Origin of the sequence: Haemophilus parainfluenzae ATCC 33392 (assembly GCF_031191205.1) — a bacterium.
Classification (GTDB): Bacteria; Pseudomonadota; Gammaproteobacteria; order Enterobacterales; family Pasteurellaceae; genus Haemophilus_D; species Haemophilus_D parainfluenzae.
The window spans coordinates 701,450-717,913 of the sequence record NZ_CP133470.1 but is presented as its reverse complement, the minus strand read 5'-3'; the positions used below and the strand labels follow the sequence as shown (position 1 = coordinate 717,913).

Below are 16,464 nucleotides of genomic sequence, written 5' to 3'. Positions count from 1 at the left end.
CGCTATTGCTTATCCACAATCGCTTTCAACATCGTGTAAGATTGGGTTTGTTTTTGTTCATCAAAAATATAGCTCACTGCCATAATTTCATCAAAATGCACCCGCTCACGTAATTGCTTGAGTTGAAAATCCACGCTTTCAGGACTACCGATAAGCGAACAAGCAGTCATTTGTTCCACTACAGCACGCTCTTGGTTGTAAATCGGGATTTCCTCGAAATCGACTGGACCAAAGTGTGGTTTCTTTTGGGCATGCATTTGGGCTTTCCAAACATCTTCCTCTGATGCCAAAGGCGGTTGTAAATTTTGTTGCGCGTTAGTGACCACATTTAAGAAAAATAGTGTTTGTGTCGTCGCCAGTTGTCTTGCTTCTTTATCGGTTTCAGCGACAATCGCGTTCACACCTAAGATAACATAAGGCTCAGCAAGATAGGTCGATGGTTTGAAGTTTTTGCGGTAAATCTCCACCGCCATTTCCATCATGCGTGGCGCAAAGTGTGAAGCAAAGGCATAAGGCAAGCCAAGTTCTGCCGCAAGATAGGCACTTTCGGTGCTGGAACCCAAAATATAAAACGGTATATTCAAGCCTGCGGAAGGATAAGCTGAAACAGGATTGCTATCTTTAAAGTAACCTCGAAGTTCCGCAATTTCCGCAGGGAAATCTAGGCTGTTTCGTCCACGACGAAGTGCCGCAGCCGTTTGCATATCAGTTCCAGGTGCACGGCCTAAACCGAGTTCAACACGGTTTGGATAAAGTGTCTCTAGTGTACCATATTGCTCAGCCACCACATAAGGTGAATGATTCGGTAACATCACACCACCTGACCCCACGCGCAAAGTTTTTGTATTGGCTAGCGTATGTTGAATTAAAAGTGCGGTCGCTGAACTCACCAAATTTTTCATATTATGATGCTCAGCAATCCAATAGCGTTCAATGCCAATGTTTTCAGCATGTTTTGCAAGACTTACCATAGACTCAACGGCTTGCAAATAAGTTTGTCCTTCTCGAACAGGGGCGAGATTAAGAATAGAGAGCTTCATTTTATTTCCTCATGATTGATTTGTTGAGCGTCATTATACATGTTTTTTTCAGGCAGAAATATCGATAAAATTGGAATAGACTGTTCCGAGAAAAGGAAAAATATTGCAAAATAGGCACAAATTCAGATGTATTCGAAAAAATGATTGTATTTAATAATATTTCCCTAAAGCGCGGGCAAACCGAATTGCTCGAAAATGCCACGGCAACCATCAATCCGAAACAAAAAGTCGGCTTGGTGGGGAAGAATGGTTGTGGTAAGTCTTCTCTTTTTGCCCTATTAAAAAAAGAATTAACGCCAGAGGGCGGCGAAGTCACTTATCCATCCAACTGGCGAGTATCTTGGGTGAATCAAGAAACGCCTGCATTGGATATTCCCGCCATTGATTATGTGATCCAAGGGGATCGCGAATATTGCCGCTTACAGCAGGAACTTGACGAAGCAAATGAGCGTAATGATGGTCATGCAATTGCGCGCATTCACGGGCAATTAGAAACCTTAGATGCTTGGACTATTCAATCTCGTGCGGCTTCCTTATTACATGGTTTGGGCTTTAGCCAAGACGAAATCGCTCAACCGGTGAAATCCTTCTCTGGTGGTTGGCGGATGCGCTTGAATTTGGCACAAGCGTTGCTTTGTCCATCGGATTTATTATTACTGGATGAGCCAACTAACCATTTGGATTTGGATGCAGTTATTTGGTTAGAACGTTGGTTAGTGCAATATCAAGGCACTTTGGTATTAATCTCCCACGACCGAGATTTTCTCGATCCGATCGTGACGAAAATCCTTCATATCGAAAATCAGAAGCTCAACGAATATACGGGCGATTATTCCTCCTTTGAAGTGCAACGAGCAACCAAACTGGCACAACAAACAGCGATGTATCGTCAGCAACAACAAAAGATATCTCATTTACAAAAGTATATCGATCGATTTAAAGCCAAAGCAACCAAAGCCAAACAAGCACAAAGCCGTATGAAAGCCTTAGAGCGCATGGAACTGATTGCACCGGCTTATGTGGATAATCCTTTTACCTTTGAATTTCGTCCACCACAATCCTTGCCAAATCCCTTGGTGATGATTGAACAGGCGAGCGCAGGTTATGGTAACGGTGAAAGTGCGGTAGAAATTTTAAGTAAAATTAAGCTGAATTTAGTGCCGGGTTCACGCATTGGTTTGTTAGGGAAAAATGGTGCAGGGAAATCGACCTTAATTAAATTATTAGCGGGAGAGCTCACGGCGCTTTCCGGTACTGTGCAATTAGCTAAAGGCGTACAACTCGGCTATTTTGCTCAACATCAGCTTGATACGCTACGTGCAGATGAGTCTGCCTTGTGGCATATGCAGAAGCTCGCACCAGAGCAAACGGAGCAACAGGTACGGGATTACCTCGGGAGTTTTGCATTCCATGGTGACAAAGTTAATCAAGCGGTGAAAGCCTTTTCCGGTGGGGAAAAAGCCCGTTTGGTGCTAGCGCTGATTGTTTGGCAACGACCAAACTTATTACTGCTCGATGAACCAACCAACCATTTGGATTTGGATATGCGTCAGGCATTAACCGAAGCGCTGGTGGATTACGAGGGATCTTTGGTAGTAGTTTCCCATGATCGTCACCTACTACGTAATACCGTGGAAGAATTCTATTTGGTACGCGATAAAAAAGTGGAAGAATTCAAAGGCGATTTAGAGGATTATCAAAAATGGCTGAATGAACAAAATAGTGCGCCAGAAAATAAATCCTCGGAGAAAAATGACGACAATGAAAATTCCATGCAAAACCGCAAGGAACAAAAACGTCGCGAGGCCGAACTTCGCCAACAAACTGCGCCTCTTCGTAAACAAATCTCTCAATTGGAGGAAAAAATGAATAAACATTCCTCCAATCTTACGGAAATTGAAAACCAATTGGCTGATTCCGAACTCTACAGCGCAGAAAATAAAGAAAAATTGACCGCACTTTTGGCACTGCAAGTAGAGGTGAAGAAAGCATTGGAAGAAGTCGAAATGGATTGGTTAGCGGCCCAGGAAGAATTGGAAACAATGCTACAAGCATAGGGACAGCGTATGAGTCAAAGCCTTTTCCAACACACAAAACACGAAGAATATTGCCCACAATGCGGCGCGCCTTTGCAAATGAAACAGGGGAAAAAGGGGCTGTTTTTAAGTTGTACAGCATATCCCGCTTGTGATTATTTGCGTCCCTTGCATAAAGTGGAACATAAGGTATTGAAAGAGCTTGATGAAACCTGCCCACAATGTGGCAATCCACTCCAACTCAAACAAGGTGCTTTTGGGATGTTTATTGGTTGCAGTCATTATCCCGATTGTGATTTTGTGGTACATGAGCAACAAGACGAAGAACAATCTATTGACTGTCCGGAATGCCATAAAGGACATTTAGTTGCTCGCCGTGGACGACAAGGGAAAATCTTTTATGGCTGCGATAACTTTCCCCATTGCAAATTTTCCTTGCCGGCAAAACCCTATGCCATGCCTTGCCCACAATGCCATTTTCCACTAGCACTATTAAAAAGTGAAAATGCCGAACAGCAAGTGTGGCAATGTGCGAACAAAGGCTGTCGACATATTTTTGAGAACGAAAAATGAATATACAACAAATTGCCGCCTGTTTAATGCAAGACGAAGTCGTTGCCTATCCTACTGAGGCGGTATTCGGTTTGGGCTGTAATCCGCTAAGTGAAAGTGCGGTCAGAAAATTGCTTGATTTAAAACAACGCCCGATTGAAAAAGGCCTTATTTTAGTCGCGCCTAACTTGCATTTTTTACAGCAATTTATCGATTTTTCCCATTTGTCTGACGAACAACTTTCACGCTTACAGGCGCAATACGATCATCCGATTACCTGGGTGGTGCCAGCAAAGGCAGAAGTCCCACATTTTCTGACGGGGCAATTTAATAGCATTGCGGTGCGTTTATGTACTCATCCTGCCGTCAAAGCCTTGTGCGAAAAAACAGGCTTTGCCCTCACCTCGACTAGCGCGAACTTAACCGGTAAATCACCTTGCCGCAACGCAGATGCTGTGCGTTCCCAATTTGGGGCAGATTTTCCCGTGCTTGATGAAGTGGTTGGTCAAGCACAAAATCCATCGGAAATCCGCGATTTGCTCACAAACCAACTTTTCAGACAAGGATAAGATATGCAGCACTATGCCGTTTGGGGTAACCCAATTGCTCAAAGTAAATCCCCGGTGATTCATCGCTTATTTGCCAAGCAAACTCAGCAAACGATGGAATATATTGCCAAATTAGGTGACCTTGAGAATTTTGAGCAGCAATTAAAAGTCTTTTTTGCTGAAGGAGCGCAAGGTTGCAATATCACTGCACCATTTAAAGAACGCGCCTATGCGCTCGCTGAAGAACATAGCGAACGGGCAAAACTGGCAGAAGCCTGTAATACACTAAAAAAATTATCTAACGGTAAACTTTATGCGGACAATACCGATGGCATTGGTTTAGTGACGGATTTACAACGCTTAGGTTGGATTCAGCCTCAACAACGCATTTTGATTTTAGGTGCCGGCGGGGCAACCAAAGGGGTATTACTACCCTTATTGGAAGCACAACAGCAGATTATCTTGGCTAACCGTACCCTAGAAAAAGCGCAACAACTGGCAGATAAGTTTAAGCTTTACGGCACAATTGAGGCTGTTGCGATGGATGCGATTCCTGCGCAAGCCTATGATTTGGTGATCAATGCAACTTCGGCTGGATTAAGCGGGCATACCGCCGCCGTTGACGCCTCAATTTTATCATTAGCCCACGCCTGTTATGACATGCAATATGCCAAAGGTAGTGACACACCTTTTATTGCCTACTGCAAATCCTTAGGTCTGAATAATGTCAGCGATGGCTTTGGTATGTTGGTAGCGCAAGCTGCCCATTCATTCCATTTGTGGTGCGGGGTGATGCCTGATTTTATCGCAATCTATGAACAACTTAAAAAGGATATGGTATGAGTACAAGTACAAGATGCCCTTGGGTAGGCGAACTTCCAATTTACATCGATTATCACGATAAGGAATGGGGCAAACCACAATTTGACAGCCAAAAGCTGTTTGAGAAAATCTGCTTAGAAGGGCAACAAGCAGGGCTTTCATGGATTACTGTATTGAGAAAACGCGAAGCCTATCGGGCCGCATTCTATCAATTTAATCCAGTTAAGGTTGCACAAATGACCGAACAAGATATTGATCGTTGTATGGAAAATACCGGACTTATTCGCCATCGGGCAAAACTGGAAGCCATTGTAAAAAATGCCAAAGCCTATTTAGCCATGAAAAAGTGCGGTGAAAATTTCAGTGATTTTGTGTGGTCATTTGTGAATCATCAACCGATTATCAATGATGTCCCCGATATTTCTGTGGTACCCGCAAGAACTGAAACCTCAAAAGCACTGTCAAAAGCGTTGAAAAAACGTGGTTTTGTCTTTGTTGGGGAAACGACGTGTTATGCTTTTATGCAATCTATGGGGTTAGTCAACGACCATATAAATGGCTGTTGTTGTAAGTGATATTCCAGTATAATCCCGTCTAATTTCATCTGAATAAGAACTGATTATGAATAAAAAATATACCTTAATTTCAATCTCAATTCTGACCGCACTTTATAGCCAACAAAGTTTGGCAGATCTGCATGCTCAATGCTTACTCGGTGTGCCTCATTTTACAGGGGAAGTTGTGAAAGGTGATGTCAATAATTTGCCGGTTTATATTGAAGCAGATAAAGCAGAGATTAATCAGCCAACTCAGGCGATTTATCAAGGCAATGTGGATTTGAAACAAGGAAACCGCCATCTAGTCGGAAATTCAGTTGAAGTCAAACAAACAGGTGAGGGTAACCAAACTCAACGTTGGGCTTATTTGCGAGGCGGATTTGATTACAAAGATAATCAAATCAATTTATTAGGGAATGACGCAAACTTTAATTTAGATAGCAAAAACGGCAACGTAACCGATGCAGACTACCAGCTTGTAGGACGTCAAGGTCGTGGTAAAGCACAAGAAATTGAGTTAGGTGATAATTACCGCTTAATGAAAAATGCGACATTTACCTCTTGTTTGCCAGATGATAATGCTTGGACGGTAGATGCTTCCGAGATTCGTCAGCACATCAAAGAAGAATATGCCGAATTTTGGCATGCACGTTTTAAAGTATTAGGTGTGCCGGTATTCTATACCCCTTATCTACAATTACCAATTGGTGATCGCCGCCGTTCAGGTTTATTAATGCCAACTGTTGGTCATTCTAGTCGTGATGGTTATTGGTATAAACAACCGATTTATTGGAATATTGCACCAAATTATGATGCGACGATTGCACCAAAATATATGTCACATCGTGGCTGGCAACTAAATGGTGAATTCCGTTATTTAACACCGGTTGGTGAAGGTAGACTGGCAGGAGAATATTTGGGACGTGATCGTTATGATGAATATACCAGTGATAATCGTAAGCGTCATTTGTTCTATTGGAACCATAATTCCTCTTTTCTTGAAAACTGGCGTTTAAATGTTGATTACACTAAGGTAAGTGATAAACGTTATTTCACCGATTTTGATTCAGATTATGGTGACAGTACTGATGGTTATGCAAATCAATACGCACGTATTGCTTACTATAAACCTAATTACAACTTCGCGATTTCCGCACGTCAGTTCCAGATTTTTGATGAAGTCGATATCGGACCTTATCGTGCGATGCCACAAATTGACTTCAATTATTACAAAAATGATTTGGCGAATGGTTGGGTCGATTTTAAATTATTTTCGCAAGCAGTACGCTTTGATAATGATAGCGCTTTGATGCCGACAGCATGGCGTTTTCATGTTGAGCCAAGTTTAGCGACAGCGATGTCAAATAAATATGGTAGCTTGAATATTGAGACTAAACTTTACGCGACCCATTATAACCAGAAAAAAGGCTCTTCTTCTTCGGCGGAAGACGTACAAAAATCAGTAAATCGGGTATTGCCGCAATTAAAAGTAGATTTGCAAACGGTTTTAGCGAGCAACAAAACCTTATTTGATGGTTATACACAAACGCTTGAACCTCATGTTCAATATTTGTATCGACCGTACAAAGATCAAAGTAATATCGGTTCAAAACGTGTTAATAATTACCTTGGTTTTGGTTATGATTCCGCATTAGTTCAACAAGATTATTATTCTTTGTTCCGAGATCGTCGTTATAGTGGTTTAGACCGTATTTCATCTGCAAACCAAGTGACAGTTGGGGGTACAACCCGTTTTTATGATAAAAATGCCGATGAGCGTTTTAACTTCTCAGCAGGACAGATTTATTATTTAACCGCCTCCAGAATTGATGATAACCCGAGTAATCGTACACCAAAATCCTCTTCTTCTTGGGCCTTGGAGTCTAACTGGAAAATTAGCGATAAATGGAATTGGCGTGGTAGCTACCAATATGATACGTTGCTAGATAAAGCCTCATTGGCGAATAGCAGTTTGGAATTTAACCCTATGAAGAACAATCTGATTCAGTTAAATTATCGTTACGCAAGTAAAGAGTATATCAACCAAAACTTGGGGGCTTCCGCAAACCGTTATCAACAAGACATTAAACAGGTCGGTGTCGTTGCTGCATGGGAAGTCTCAGATAATTGGGCGCTTGTGGGAAAATATTATCAAGATATTGCATTGAAAAAGCCAGTTGAGCAATATGTGGGTGTGCAATATAACTCGTGCTGTTGGTCTGTTGGTGTAGGGGCAAGACGTTATGTAACGAGTCGACAAAATCAACGAGATGATCAAGTGGTTTATGACAACAGCATTGGTGTTACCTTTGAATTACGTGGCTTAGGTGAAAATGATCACCAAAGCGGTATTGAAGAAATGTTGAAAAAAGGTAAACTTCCTTATATTCAGGCATTTAGCTTATAGTGAAATGAAAAAAGGCTACCAAAAGGTAGCCTTTTTATTTAGAAGTTCGGTTAAAAAAGACGACAATTTTTGACCGCACTTTGTTTATTTTTTTCGTTTTGCTCGGGGATGGGCTTGATCATACACTTCAGCAAGATGTTGGAAATTTAAATGCGTATAAATTTGCGTGGTGGATAAATTACTGTGCCCTAAAAGTTCTTGAACAGCCCGCAAATCTGAACTCGCTTCTAGCATGTGAGTGGCAAAAGAGTGACGCAGTTTATGCGGATTGAGATGGCTGTTTAATCCTTGGCGAATGCCCCAGTTTTCCATTCGTTTTTGAATAGAGCGATGAGTAAGGCGATTTCCCTGTTGGCTCACAAAAATGGCATCATCTTTAGGATTAAATAAAGGGCGTACTTTCAACCATTGTTGAATTGCATGAGAAGCATAACGTCCAAAAGGCACAATACGTTCTTTGTTTCCTTTACCAATTACTCTCACTTCACGTACACGGGTGTTAATACTATTGAGGTTTAAGCCTTGTAATTCAGATAATCGAAGCCCTGAGCTATACATCAACTCCATCATCGCACGATCGCGCAAATCAATGGGATCTTTGCTGTCATTTGAAAGCAATTTTTGGACCTGTTCAGCATCAATATTTTTCGGTAAATGCTTGCTTTGTTTGGGCGCAGAGATGCCTGTTGCCGGATTCACTTTCATTTGCCCTTGATGCACAAGATAGCTGAAAAACTGACGAAGAGCAGACAAACGCAATGCTAAGCTCTTTTCTTTTAAACCGTGCTTACGACTTTCTGCCAAAATAAGACGAACCACGCTTGGATTTACTTGCTGCCAGTGCTGAATACCTTTTTCAGCGAGAATCGCTAAAATCGCATTCAGTTGATGTTGATAATTGGTGAGAGTATGTGGGCTTAATTGGCGTTCAATTCTCAAGTAATCCCAATATTGATTGAGGAGCGTATGCATTAGAGAGTTAATTCAAACAAACTTTTTTTCGTGTTTAGCTTAAATCCTTCGCGTTCTAAGATATTCTGTTGAGTTTGGCTTAATTCCGCTACTAAACGGTTAGATTGTGTATAACGGACAAACTCTTTAGCTTTAGAAATAAGGGCTGCATAAATATCGGTTTGATGTTTATCTTCTTTGACAAAAATATCAGTTAATTGCCAATAGCGTTGTAGTTGTAAAGAAGATAAGCGAGGGTAAAGTTGAACAAAACCAACCGCCTGTGCGTTTTCGTTTACAGCAACAAAAAACATGCTTTCATTAAAACGTATACGATTCGTAAGAAAGGTTAAAGTGCGGTCAGGATTTTCACTCATTCCGTTGGCAAGTCGATAGGCTTCAAAGAGTGGAGCAAGCACTTCTATATTCCATTGTTCGGCTTTGAAAATTTTCATTGTTACCAGACCTATTTTCCGTTTATTTATAAAATTGGTTATTTTTTATCGGTTCCGTACAGTAGATTGTAGCTTTTTAGCACAAAATAATCATCATTTCCCCAAAAAAAATTTCAAAATGTGATTTTGCACAAAGAAATCTGCCTAAAGTTTGGTATAGTAAACACACTTTTTATTTATTCAATATGGAGAAACAAAAATGGCACGTCGTCCTTTAGTAATGGGTAACTGGAAATTAAACGGTTCCAAAGCGTTCACCAAAGAATTAATCGAAGGATTAAAAGCAGAATTACATGATGTAACAGGTTGTGATGTGGCAATTGCCCCACCTGTTATGTATTTAGGTACGGCTGAAGCGGCACTTTCTGGTTGTGGTTGCAGCTGTGGCGGTAAAAGTGTGATTCAATTAGGTGCACAAAACGTAGATATCAATGTGAAAGGTGCATTTACCGGTGACATTTCTAGCGAAATGTTAAAAGATTTTGGTGCAAAATACATCATTATCGGTCACTCTGAGCGTCGTACTTACCACAAAGAAAGCGATGAATTTGTGGCGAAAAAATTTGGTGCATTAAAAGAAGCAGGTTTAGTACCAGTATTATGTATTGGTGAAACTGAAGCAGAAAACGAAGCGGGCAAAACGGAAGAAGTATGTGCGCGTCAAATTGATGCAGTCATCAATGCATTAGGTGTAGAAGCATTTAATGGTGCAGTGATTGCTTACGAACCAATTTGGGCAATCGGTACGGGTAAATCAGCAACTCCAGCACAAGCTCAAGCTGTTCACGCATTTATCCGTGGTCACATCGCAGCAAAATCACAAGCTGTAGCAGATCAAGTGATCATTCAATACGGTGGTTCAGTAAATGACGCTAATGCAGCAGAATTATTCACTCAACCAGATATCGATGGTGCATTAGTGGGCGGTGCTTCACTTAAAGCGCCTGCGTTTGCAGTAATCGTGAAAGCAGCGGCAGCAGCGAAAAACTAATTCTTCTTGCGTTAAAGAAATAAAAAAGAGCGGTTAAAATTGACCGCTCTTTTTGTTTTTGATTAATGTTGATCGCGTTCCCACAAATCAGCATACTTCACAAAGGTGGAGTGGGCCGAAAGTACCGCCAGCAGGAAACCTTGTTTTCCATCTAAGAAACCGGCTTTTAAAATGTACATTTTGACAAAGCATCCGATGGCATGACTGACACCTTGCCACAATGTTGCTTTTTTACCTTTGGCTTGGCGTTGATCTGCCCAAGCTTTGGCATAGCCCGCGGATTTCACCAAATAGTGATGAATGCTTTTATAAGTGAAATGCTCCAGATCGCCAGTTAATTTCTGTACTTTCGTATTTTCAGGATAAACCACTTTTTCATGTACCAGAGAATCATTATATCCCGCATAATTTGTGCGATATAAACGCACCACATAATCGGGGTACCAACCAGAATGACGAATCTCACGCCCAAACACTCCACTCACACGAGGAATATCATAAACGGTATTTGGCGTATCTTGTTGAACTGCTTGTTGAATGGATTCTAGAAGTTTTGGCGTGACGCGTTCATCGGCATCTAACCATAAAACATAATCGCTAGTGACATATTGTTGTGCTCGTTGGCGTTGTTTGCCAAAGCCTGGCCAATCAGGGTGCGAATAAAATTTTGCACCATATTGTTCAGCGATTTCTTGAGTATTATCAGTACTGCCTGAATCGACGATAATGATTTCATCTACCCAATCTTTTACCGTATCGAGACATTGAGCGAGATCTGCCGCTTCATTTTTGACAATCATGGCAACGCTAATTGTTGGCATATTTTGATCCTTTTTTTGCTATACTAGCTGAAATTTTTGTAAGTATAACCGAATTTATTTTATGTGGCGTTTTTTTTATACCTGCCTGATGTACTTGATTCAGCCTTTTGTCCTGTTCTTCATGTTGCTACGAAGTCTCAAGGCGCCGAATTATCGTAAGCGTTTAGGCGAACGATATGGTATTTATGCGAATCTTGCTAGGCCCATGCAAGATGGGCTCGTCATTCATGCTGCATCGGTAGGGGAAGTGATTGCCGCTACACCGCTAGTAAAACGTATCCAGAAGGAATATCCACATTTACCAATCACGTTCACAACGGTTACACCAACAGGCTCTGAACGCGTAAAAGCCGCGTTCGGGGATAGCGTGACGCATTGTTATTTGCCTTACGATTTACCTTGTGTCATCAATCGTTTTATTGATTTTATTCAGCCTAAAGTATTCATCGTGATTGAAACGGAGCTTTGGCCAAATTTGATTGATTGTTTGGCTCGTCGAAATATTCCTTTCATTGTGGCGAATGCTCGTCTTTCTGCGCGTTCAGCGAGACGTTATGGCAAAGTCAAACAACATCTACAACGAATGTTTTCTCAAATCAGCTTGATTGCACCGCAAGATAGTATTAGTGGAAAGCGTTATTTAGCGTTAGGTTATGAGAAAGATCGCCTGCAATTAACTGGCAATATTAAATATGATCTTGTGGTCAGTGACGAATTACTCAAAGACATTGCGACACTTCATGAGAGCTGGGCGAAAGATCGTCAAATTTGGATTGCCGCGAGCACCCATGAAGGGGAAGAAGAGCTCATTTTACAAGCGCATCATTTGTTACTAAAAAAACATCCAAACTTATTGTTATTGCTGGTGCCTCGCCATCCTGAGCGTTTTAATCCGGTGGCGGATTTAATTGAAAAAGCTAATTTTAACTTTATTCGTCGTTCAACAGGTGAGATTCCTTCAGAGAATACCCAAGTGATTCTGGGCGATACCATGGGTGAATTGATGTTGATGTATGGTATTTCTGATATTGCGTTTGTCGGCGGAAGTCTGGTCAAACACGGGGGACATAATCCGCTCGAGCCTCTAGCCTTTAAATTACCCGTTGTGAGCGGAAAGCATACTTTCAATTTCCCTGAAGTCTTTACTTCGTTGCTAGAAGTACAAGGTGTATTGCAAATCAACTCAACAGAAAAAGCATTGGCAGAGATTATTGATAAGTTATTGAATTCGAAAGGGGCGCGTCAACGTTTAGGCAATGCAGGCTACGAGGTATTAATTGAAAATCGTGGCGCATTACAGCGTCTTTTAGATTTACTTCATCCTTATTTAACCAATATTTCGGAGAACAATAAATGACAAGCGTAATTTACCCTGGCACGTTTGACCCAATTACCAACGGGCATTTAGATATCATTGCGCGAAGTGCGGTCATTTTCCCGAAAGTTTTTGTCGCGGTTGCAAATAGTCCGAGCAAAAAGCCATTGTTCTCATTGGAAGAACGCGTTGAGCTCGTGCGTCAATCGGTCGCTCATTTGTCTAATGTGGAAGTATTTGGATTCTCTGATTTACTGGCGAATGAAATTAAAGCCAAAAAAATTACTGCCATTATTCGTGGCGTGCGCACAACGACGGACTTTGAATATGAATTACAACTGGCTGCATTAAACCGTTTATTAACCGATGGTGTGGATAGTTTGTTTTTCCCTCCAACAGAAAGATGGGCGTTTGTGTCTTCCACGATTGTACGAGAAATTTATTTGCATCATGGCGATGTAAAAGAACTGGTGCCGGAAGCCGTCTATTTAGCCTTAAAAGCACGTCGTGAATGAAAAAAACACTTCTGATTTTAACCGCACTTTTAGCGTTAACTGGTTGTGGTACGGTGGTGAAATTAATTGACCCATCGGAGAAATACACACCTTACGCAGGTGCGGCTTATGATTTAGAGATGGCACAAAAATGGGGCTTACCTATTTTAGATTTGCCACTGTCATTTTTATTAGATACCGCATTATTGCCTTATGCGTGGTCAAATTAATTTGCATTAAGATATGAAACTCAATCCTCAACAACAACAGGCTGTCGAATATGTCAGTGGACCTTGCTTGGTGCTGGCAGGCGCTGGTTCGGGCAAAACTCGCGTGATCATCAATAAGATTGCTCATTTGATTGAACACTGTGGTTATTTGCCTAAACAGATCGCCGCTGTGACCTTTACCAACAAAGCGGCTCGTGAAATGAAAGAGCGTGTAGCCCATTCCATTGGTAAAGAAAAATCCAAAGGATTGATTGTTTCTACTTTCCATACCTTAGGTTTCGACATTATCAAACGGGAATATAAAGCTTTAGGCTTTAAATCCAATATGACCTTGTTTGATGAGCACGATCAACTTGCCTTACTAAAAGAACTGACGGCAGATGTGCTGCAGGAAGATAAAGACTTACTGCGTGAATTAATCTCGGTTATTTCCAATTGGAAGAATGATTTAGTTTCGCCAAAACAGGCTTATGCCTTAGCGAAAGATGCAAAATATCAAACCTTTGCAAAATGTTATGAGCGTTATGCGGCGCAAATTCGTGCTTACAATGCGTTAGATTTTGATGACTTGATTATGTTGCCGACCTTACTTTTCAAACAGAACGCAGAAGTGCGGTCAAAATGGCAGGAGAAAATCCGCTATTTGTTGGTGGATGAATATCAAGATACCAATACTAGCCAATATGAACTGATTAAATTACTGGTAGGCGAGCGAGCTTGCTTTACGGTGGTGGGGGATGACGATCAATCCATTTATTCTTGGCGAGGTGCTCGTCCCCAAAATATGGTGCGCTTGCGTGATGATTTTCCGCGTTTGCAAGTCATTAAATTAGAACAAAATTACCGCTCCACTCATCGTATTTTGCATTGTGCCAACATTTTAATTGATAACAACGAACACGTGTTCGACAAAAAGCTCTTTTCCAACTTGGGCGAAGGTGAAAAACTGCAAGTCATTGAAGCGAAAAATGAAGAGCATGAAGCCGAACGGATTGTGGCGGAATTAATCGCTCATCGTTTTAGCCGTAAAACCAAATTCAAGGATTATGCCATTTTATATCGCGGTAACCATCAATCCCGTCTATTAGAAAAAGTGCTGATGCAAAACCGTATTCCATACAAAATTTCTGGCGGAACATCTTTTTTCTCCCGTGCTGAAATTAAGGACATGATGGCCTACTTGCGTTTGTTGGTGAATCAAGATGATGATGCAGCCTTTTTGCGTATCGTGAATACACCAAAACGGGAAATTGGTACAGCAACTCTACAAAAATTAGGCGAATTGGCACAGGAAAAACATATCAGCTTATTTGAGGCGATTTTTGAGTTTGAACTCATGCAACGAGTCACGCCAAAAGCCTATGATGCGTTGCAAAAATTTGGTCGTTGGATTGTGGAGTTGAATGATCAAAGTTTACGTTCTGATCCTGAAACAGCTGTGCGTTCGTTACTTTCTTCATTGCATTACGAAGAATATTTGTATGAGTATGCCACCAGCCCGAAAGCCGCCGAAATGCAAAGTAAAAACGTAGCAACCTTATTTAGCTGGGTAGGGGATATGCTCAAAGGCGATGACGTGAATGAGCCGATGACTTTAAATCAAGTGGTTACCCGTTTAACCTTGCGCGATATGATGGAGCGAGGCGAAGACGATGACGAGAGTGATCAAGTGCAATTGATGACGCTGCATGCCTCCAAAGGTTTAGAGTTTCCCCATGTGTATTTAATCGGTATGGAAGAGGGGATTTTGCCTCATCAAACCAGTATTGATGAAGACAATGTGGAAGAAGAACGCCGTCTAGCTTATGTGGGCATCACGAGGGCACAACAAACGCTGACTTTTTCTCTTTGTCGTGAACGGCGTCAGTTTGGCGAGTTAATTCGCCCAGAGCCGAGTCGTTTCTTGGCTGAGTTGCCACAAGATGATGTGCAATGGGAAAAAGATAAGCCAAAATTAACGGCAGAGCAGAAGCAACAACAAACTTCTAGTCAGCTTGATCGTCTGCGGGCAATTTTAAAAGGCTAGAGATGATAAAAATTAAAGTACGGTGAGAAATTTATTTGTTTTTTCAACCGCACTTTATTTATGCAAAATGTAGATAAATCAAGCAACCAACATCGCTTTTTCAAAAAATGATTTGACATATTTTCAAAAAAACGTATTATACCGCCCACACACCGAATGTGGTGAGATGGCCGAGTAGGCTGAAGGCGCTCCCCTGCTAAGGGAGTATGGGGTCAAAAACTCCATCGAGGGTTCGAATCCCTCTCTCACCGCCATTTGTTGTTAGTTTTATTTATTCTGCACCCGTAGCTCAGCTGGATAGAGTACTCGGCTACGAACCGAGCGGTCAGAGGTTCGAATCCTCTCGGGTGCGCCATTTTAAATCGACTCTATCAGTTAAAATGGTCAGGAATAATAAAACATCACTACGCACCCGTAGCTCAGCTGGATAGAGTACTCGGCTACGAACCGAGCGGTCAAAGGTTCGAATCCTTTCGGGTGCGCCATCTTCTCTCTTCAAACTTTTCTTTTTATTAAAAACAATTAACAACTAACTCAGTTATTTTTCTCGATCATCAATAGTTTTTAATAAATAATTTCCGTGTGCATCAGTAACACTTCTAAAACCGACATTCGTGATTTTATAAGGGAAATTTGTCTTGTACTCGACATTGTCATGATGATGGCCATGGAAAACGTGTCTTACCCCTAATTTTTCTGCGAGTTGATTAATCACACGAAATCCCATTGGATGGGGTTTAGGCGCTTCATGGCAAATTAAAATATCGGCTTGTTCATTTTCAATGGCTTCGATATCAGAAGGGAAAATAGACGTGCGATGACGTAATGGTACACCGCCACGCCAAATTTTTTCTTGCGGGCTATATTGGCAATAGTGGATAGGGTCAAAATACATCGGCTTATTGGGGGGCATCCAGATTTGTCCTCGGAATACGCCACCTAAGCCGGCAATGCGTTGACCTTGGATTTCAACAACACGATTATGCAAATTACGCGATTTCCAATGTGTACCCCAAATCGCCTCAAATGCGGCGACAGTTTTGCTGTCATGATTACCGTGAATAAACCAAATATCACAATGTTGTGCGAGTTTATCTAATTCATCAGGCGAAGAAAGTTGCAAGTCGCCCAAAATAATCAGGGCAACGTTGTCATTTTCTTGCACGAAAGGATAAAGATGTTCATAACTTCCGTGCGGATCGCCTGCGAATAAAATCAT

Annotated in this window: 16 protein-coding genes and 3 tRNA genes; 14 read left to right on the top strand and 5 right to left on the bottom strand. The window is 41.5% G+C overall.

Annotated elements, in window-relative coordinates:
* Window positions 1-2: 2 nt before the first annotated feature.
* Window positions 3-1,040, bottom strand: a complete 1,038-nt coding sequence (locus RDV53_RS03490; protein ID WP_005694838.1) for an LLM class flavin-dependent oxidoreductase — start codon at window positions 1,038-1,040, stop codon at window positions 3-5.
* A 140-nt stretch (window positions 1,041-1,180) separates the two neighbouring features.
* Between RDV53_RS03490 and RDV53_RS03485 the strand changes: the two genes are divergently transcribed.
* The 6 genes from RDV53_RS03485 to lptD are packed head-to-tail and all read left to right on the top strand — an operon-like array spanning window position 1,181 to window position 7,962.
* Window positions 1,181-3,097 (top strand): ABC transporter ATP-binding protein, encoded by a 1,917-nt coding sequence (locus RDV53_RS03485; protein WP_005694837.1) that lies wholly within the window; start codon window positions 1,181-1,183, stop codon window positions 3,095-3,097.
* Between the two features lie 9 nt (window positions 3,098-3,106).
* Window positions 3,107-3,649, top strand: coding sequence for a DNA topoisomerase family protein (locus RDV53_RS03480; RefSeq protein ID WP_005694836.1), 543 nt, complete (start codon window positions 3,107-3,109; stop codon window positions 3,647-3,649).
* Window positions 3,646-4,197, top strand: coding sequence for an L-threonylcarbamoyladenylate synthase type 1 TsaC (gene tsaC / locus RDV53_RS03475; protein WP_005694835.1), 552 nt, complete (start codon window positions 3,646-3,648; stop codon window positions 4,195-4,197). Before RDV53_RS03480 ends, tsaC begins: the two co-directional genes overlap by 4 nt.
* Window positions 4,198-4,200: 3 nt before the next feature.
* Window positions 4,201-5,019, top strand: a complete 819-nt coding sequence (aroE, locus tag RDV53_RS03470; protein WP_005694834.1) for a shikimate dehydrogenase — start codon at window positions 4,201-4,203, stop codon at window positions 5,017-5,019.
* Window positions 5,016-5,573 (top strand): DNA-3-methyladenine glycosylase I, encoded by a 558-nt coding sequence (locus RDV53_RS03465; protein WP_005694833.1) that lies wholly within the window; start codon window positions 5,016-5,018, stop codon window positions 5,571-5,573. The genes aroE and RDV53_RS03465 overlap by 4 nt, the downstream gene beginning before the upstream one ends.
* A 46-nt stretch (window positions 5,574-5,619) precedes the next feature.
* Window positions 5,620-7,962: an LPS assembly protein LptD gene (gene lptD, locus RDV53_RS03460; RefSeq protein WP_005694832.1), complete on the top strand. Its 2,343-nt coding sequence runs from the start codon at window positions 5,620-5,622 to the stop codon at window positions 7,960-7,962.
* Window positions 7,963-8,046: 84 nt separating this feature from the next.
* Here lptD and xerC read toward each other — a convergent pair whose 3' ends face one another.
* Entirely contained in the window at window positions 8,047-8,934 is an 888-nt protein-coding gene (xerC, locus tag RDV53_RS03455) for a tyrosine recombinase XerC (RefSeq protein ID WP_005694831.1), read from the bottom strand.
* Window positions 8,934-9,368, bottom strand: a complete 435-nt coding sequence (locus tag RDV53_RS03450) for a GNAT family N-acetyltransferase (RefSeq protein WP_005694829.1) — start codon at window positions 9,366-9,368, stop codon at window positions 8,934-8,936. Before RDV53_RS03450 ends, xerC begins: the two co-directional genes overlap by 1 nt.
* A 199-nt stretch (window positions 9,369-9,567) precedes the next feature.
* Here RDV53_RS03450 and tpiA point away from each other — a divergent pair, with 199 nt between their 5' ends.
* A complete protein-coding gene (gene tpiA, locus RDV53_RS03445) occupies window positions 9,568-10,359 on the top strand; it encodes a triose-phosphate isomerase (protein WP_005694828.1) in 792 nt (263 codons plus the stop codon).
* A gap of 62 nt (window positions 10,360-10,421) precedes the next feature.
* On the opposite strand, the gene RDV53_RS03440 is transcribed toward tpiA, so the two are convergent.
* The gene (locus tag RDV53_RS03440; protein WP_005694827.1) at window positions 10,422-11,180 is read right to left on the bottom strand and encodes a glycosyltransferase family 2 protein; all 759 of its coding nucleotides are present in this window, start codon (window positions 11,178-11,180) and stop codon (window positions 10,422-10,424) included.
* A gap of 61 nt (window positions 11,181-11,241) precedes the next feature.
* Here RDV53_RS03440 and waaA point away from each other — a divergent pair, with 61 nt between their 5' ends.
* The 7 genes from waaA to RDV53_RS03405 all read left to right on the top strand — a co-directional run bounded on the left by waaA (window position 11,242) and on the right by RDV53_RS03405 (window position 15,730).
* Window positions 11,242-12,537 carry a lipid IV(A) 3-deoxy-D-manno-octulosonic acid transferase gene (gene waaA, locus RDV53_RS03435; protein ID WP_032822504.1) on the top strand — a complete coding sequence of 432 codons (1,296 nt, stop codon included), beginning with the start codon at window positions 11,242-11,244 and terminating at the stop codon, window positions 12,535-12,537.
* A complete protein-coding gene (gene coaD / locus RDV53_RS03430; protein WP_005694825.1) occupies window positions 12,534-13,010 on the top strand; it encodes a pantetheine-phosphate adenylyltransferase in 477 nt (158 codons plus the stop codon). Before waaA ends, coaD begins: the two co-directional genes overlap by 4 nt.
* Entirely contained in the window at window positions 13,007-13,219 is a 213-nt protein-coding gene (locus tag RDV53_RS03425; protein WP_005694824.1) for a lipoprotein, read from the top strand. The genes coaD and RDV53_RS03425 overlap by 4 nt, the downstream gene beginning before the upstream one ends.
* A 13-nt stretch (window positions 13,220-13,232) precedes the next feature.
* Window positions 13,233-15,245 carry a DNA helicase Rep gene (gene rep, locus RDV53_RS03420; RefSeq protein WP_005694823.1) on the top strand — a complete coding sequence of 671 codons (2,013 nt, stop codon included), beginning with the start codon at window positions 13,233-13,235 and terminating at the stop codon, window positions 15,243-15,245.
* Between the two features lie 160 nt (window positions 15,246-15,405).
* Window positions 15,406-15,499, top strand: a tRNA-Ser gene (locus RDV53_RS03415).
* Window positions 15,500-15,523: 24 nt separating this feature from the next.
* Window positions 15,524-15,600: transfer RNA gene (locus tag RDV53_RS03410), tRNA-Arg, on the top strand.
* A 53-nt stretch (window positions 15,601-15,653) separates the two neighbouring features.
* Window positions 15,654-15,730: transfer RNA gene (locus RDV53_RS03405), tRNA-Arg, on the top strand.
* A 53-nt stretch (window positions 15,731-15,783) separates the two neighbouring features.
* Here RDV53_RS03405 and RDV53_RS03400 read toward each other — a convergent pair.
* A complete protein-coding gene (locus tag RDV53_RS03400; protein WP_005694822.1) occupies window positions 15,784-16,464 on the bottom strand; it encodes a metallophosphoesterase family protein in 681 nt (226 codons plus the stop codon).

Coding starts and splice junctions, on each gene's coding strand:
- xerC (WP_005694831.1), bottom strand. CDS start 8,934: ATGCATACGCTCCTCAATCAATATTGGGATTACTTGAGAATTGAACGC.
- RDV53_RS03440 (WP_005694827.1), bottom strand. CDS start 11,180: ATGCCAACAATTAGCGTTGCCATGATTGTCAAAAATGAAGCGGCAGAT.
- RDV53_RS03450 (WP_005694829.1), bottom strand. CDS start 9,368: ATGAAAATTTTCAAAGCCGAACAATGGAATATAGAAGTGCTTGCTCCA.
- coaD (WP_005694825.1), top strand. CDS start 12,534: ATGACAAGCGTAATTTACCCTGGCACGTTTGACCCAATTACCAACGGG.
- RDV53_RS03485 (WP_005694837.1), top strand. CDS start 1,181: ATGATTGTATTTAATAATATTTCCCTAAAGCGCGGGCAAACCGAATTG.
- RDV53_RS03465 (WP_005694833.1), top strand. CDS start 5,016: ATGAGTACAAGTACAAGATGCCCTTGGGTAGGCGAACTTCCAATTTAC.
- rep (WP_005694823.1), top strand. CDS start 13,233: ATGAAACTCAATCCTCAACAACAACAGGCTGTCGAATATGTCAGTGGA.
- waaA (WP_032822504.1), top strand. CDS start 11,242: ATGTGGCGTTTTTTTTATACCTGCCTGATGTACTTGATTCAGCCTTTT.
- RDV53_RS03490 (WP_005694838.1), bottom strand. CDS start 1,040: ATGAAGCTCTCTATTCTTAATCTCGCCCCTGTTCGAGAAGGACAAACT.
- RDV53_RS03480 (WP_005694836.1), top strand. CDS start 3,107: ATGAGTCAAAGCCTTTTCCAACACACAAAACACGAAGAATATTGCCCA.
- RDV53_RS03425 (WP_005694824.1), top strand. CDS start 13,007: ATGAAAAAAACACTTCTGATTTTAACCGCACTTTTAGCGTTAACTGGT.
- aroE (WP_005694834.1), top strand. CDS start 4,201: ATGCAGCACTATGCCGTTTGGGGTAACCCAATTGCTCAAAGTAAATCC.
- lptD (WP_005694832.1), top strand. CDS start 5,620: ATGAATAAAAAATATACCTTAATTTCAATCTCAATTCTGACCGCACTT.
- tsaC (WP_005694835.1), top strand. CDS start 3,646: ATGAATATACAACAAATTGCCGCCTGTTTAATGCAAGACGAAGTCGTT.
- tpiA (WP_005694828.1), top strand. CDS start 9,568: ATGGCACGTCGTCCTTTAGTAATGGGTAACTGGAAATTAAACGGTTCC.
- RDV53_RS03400 (WP_005694822.1), bottom strand. CDS start 16,464: ATGATTTTATTCGCAGGCGATCCGCACGGAAGTTATGAACATCTTTAT.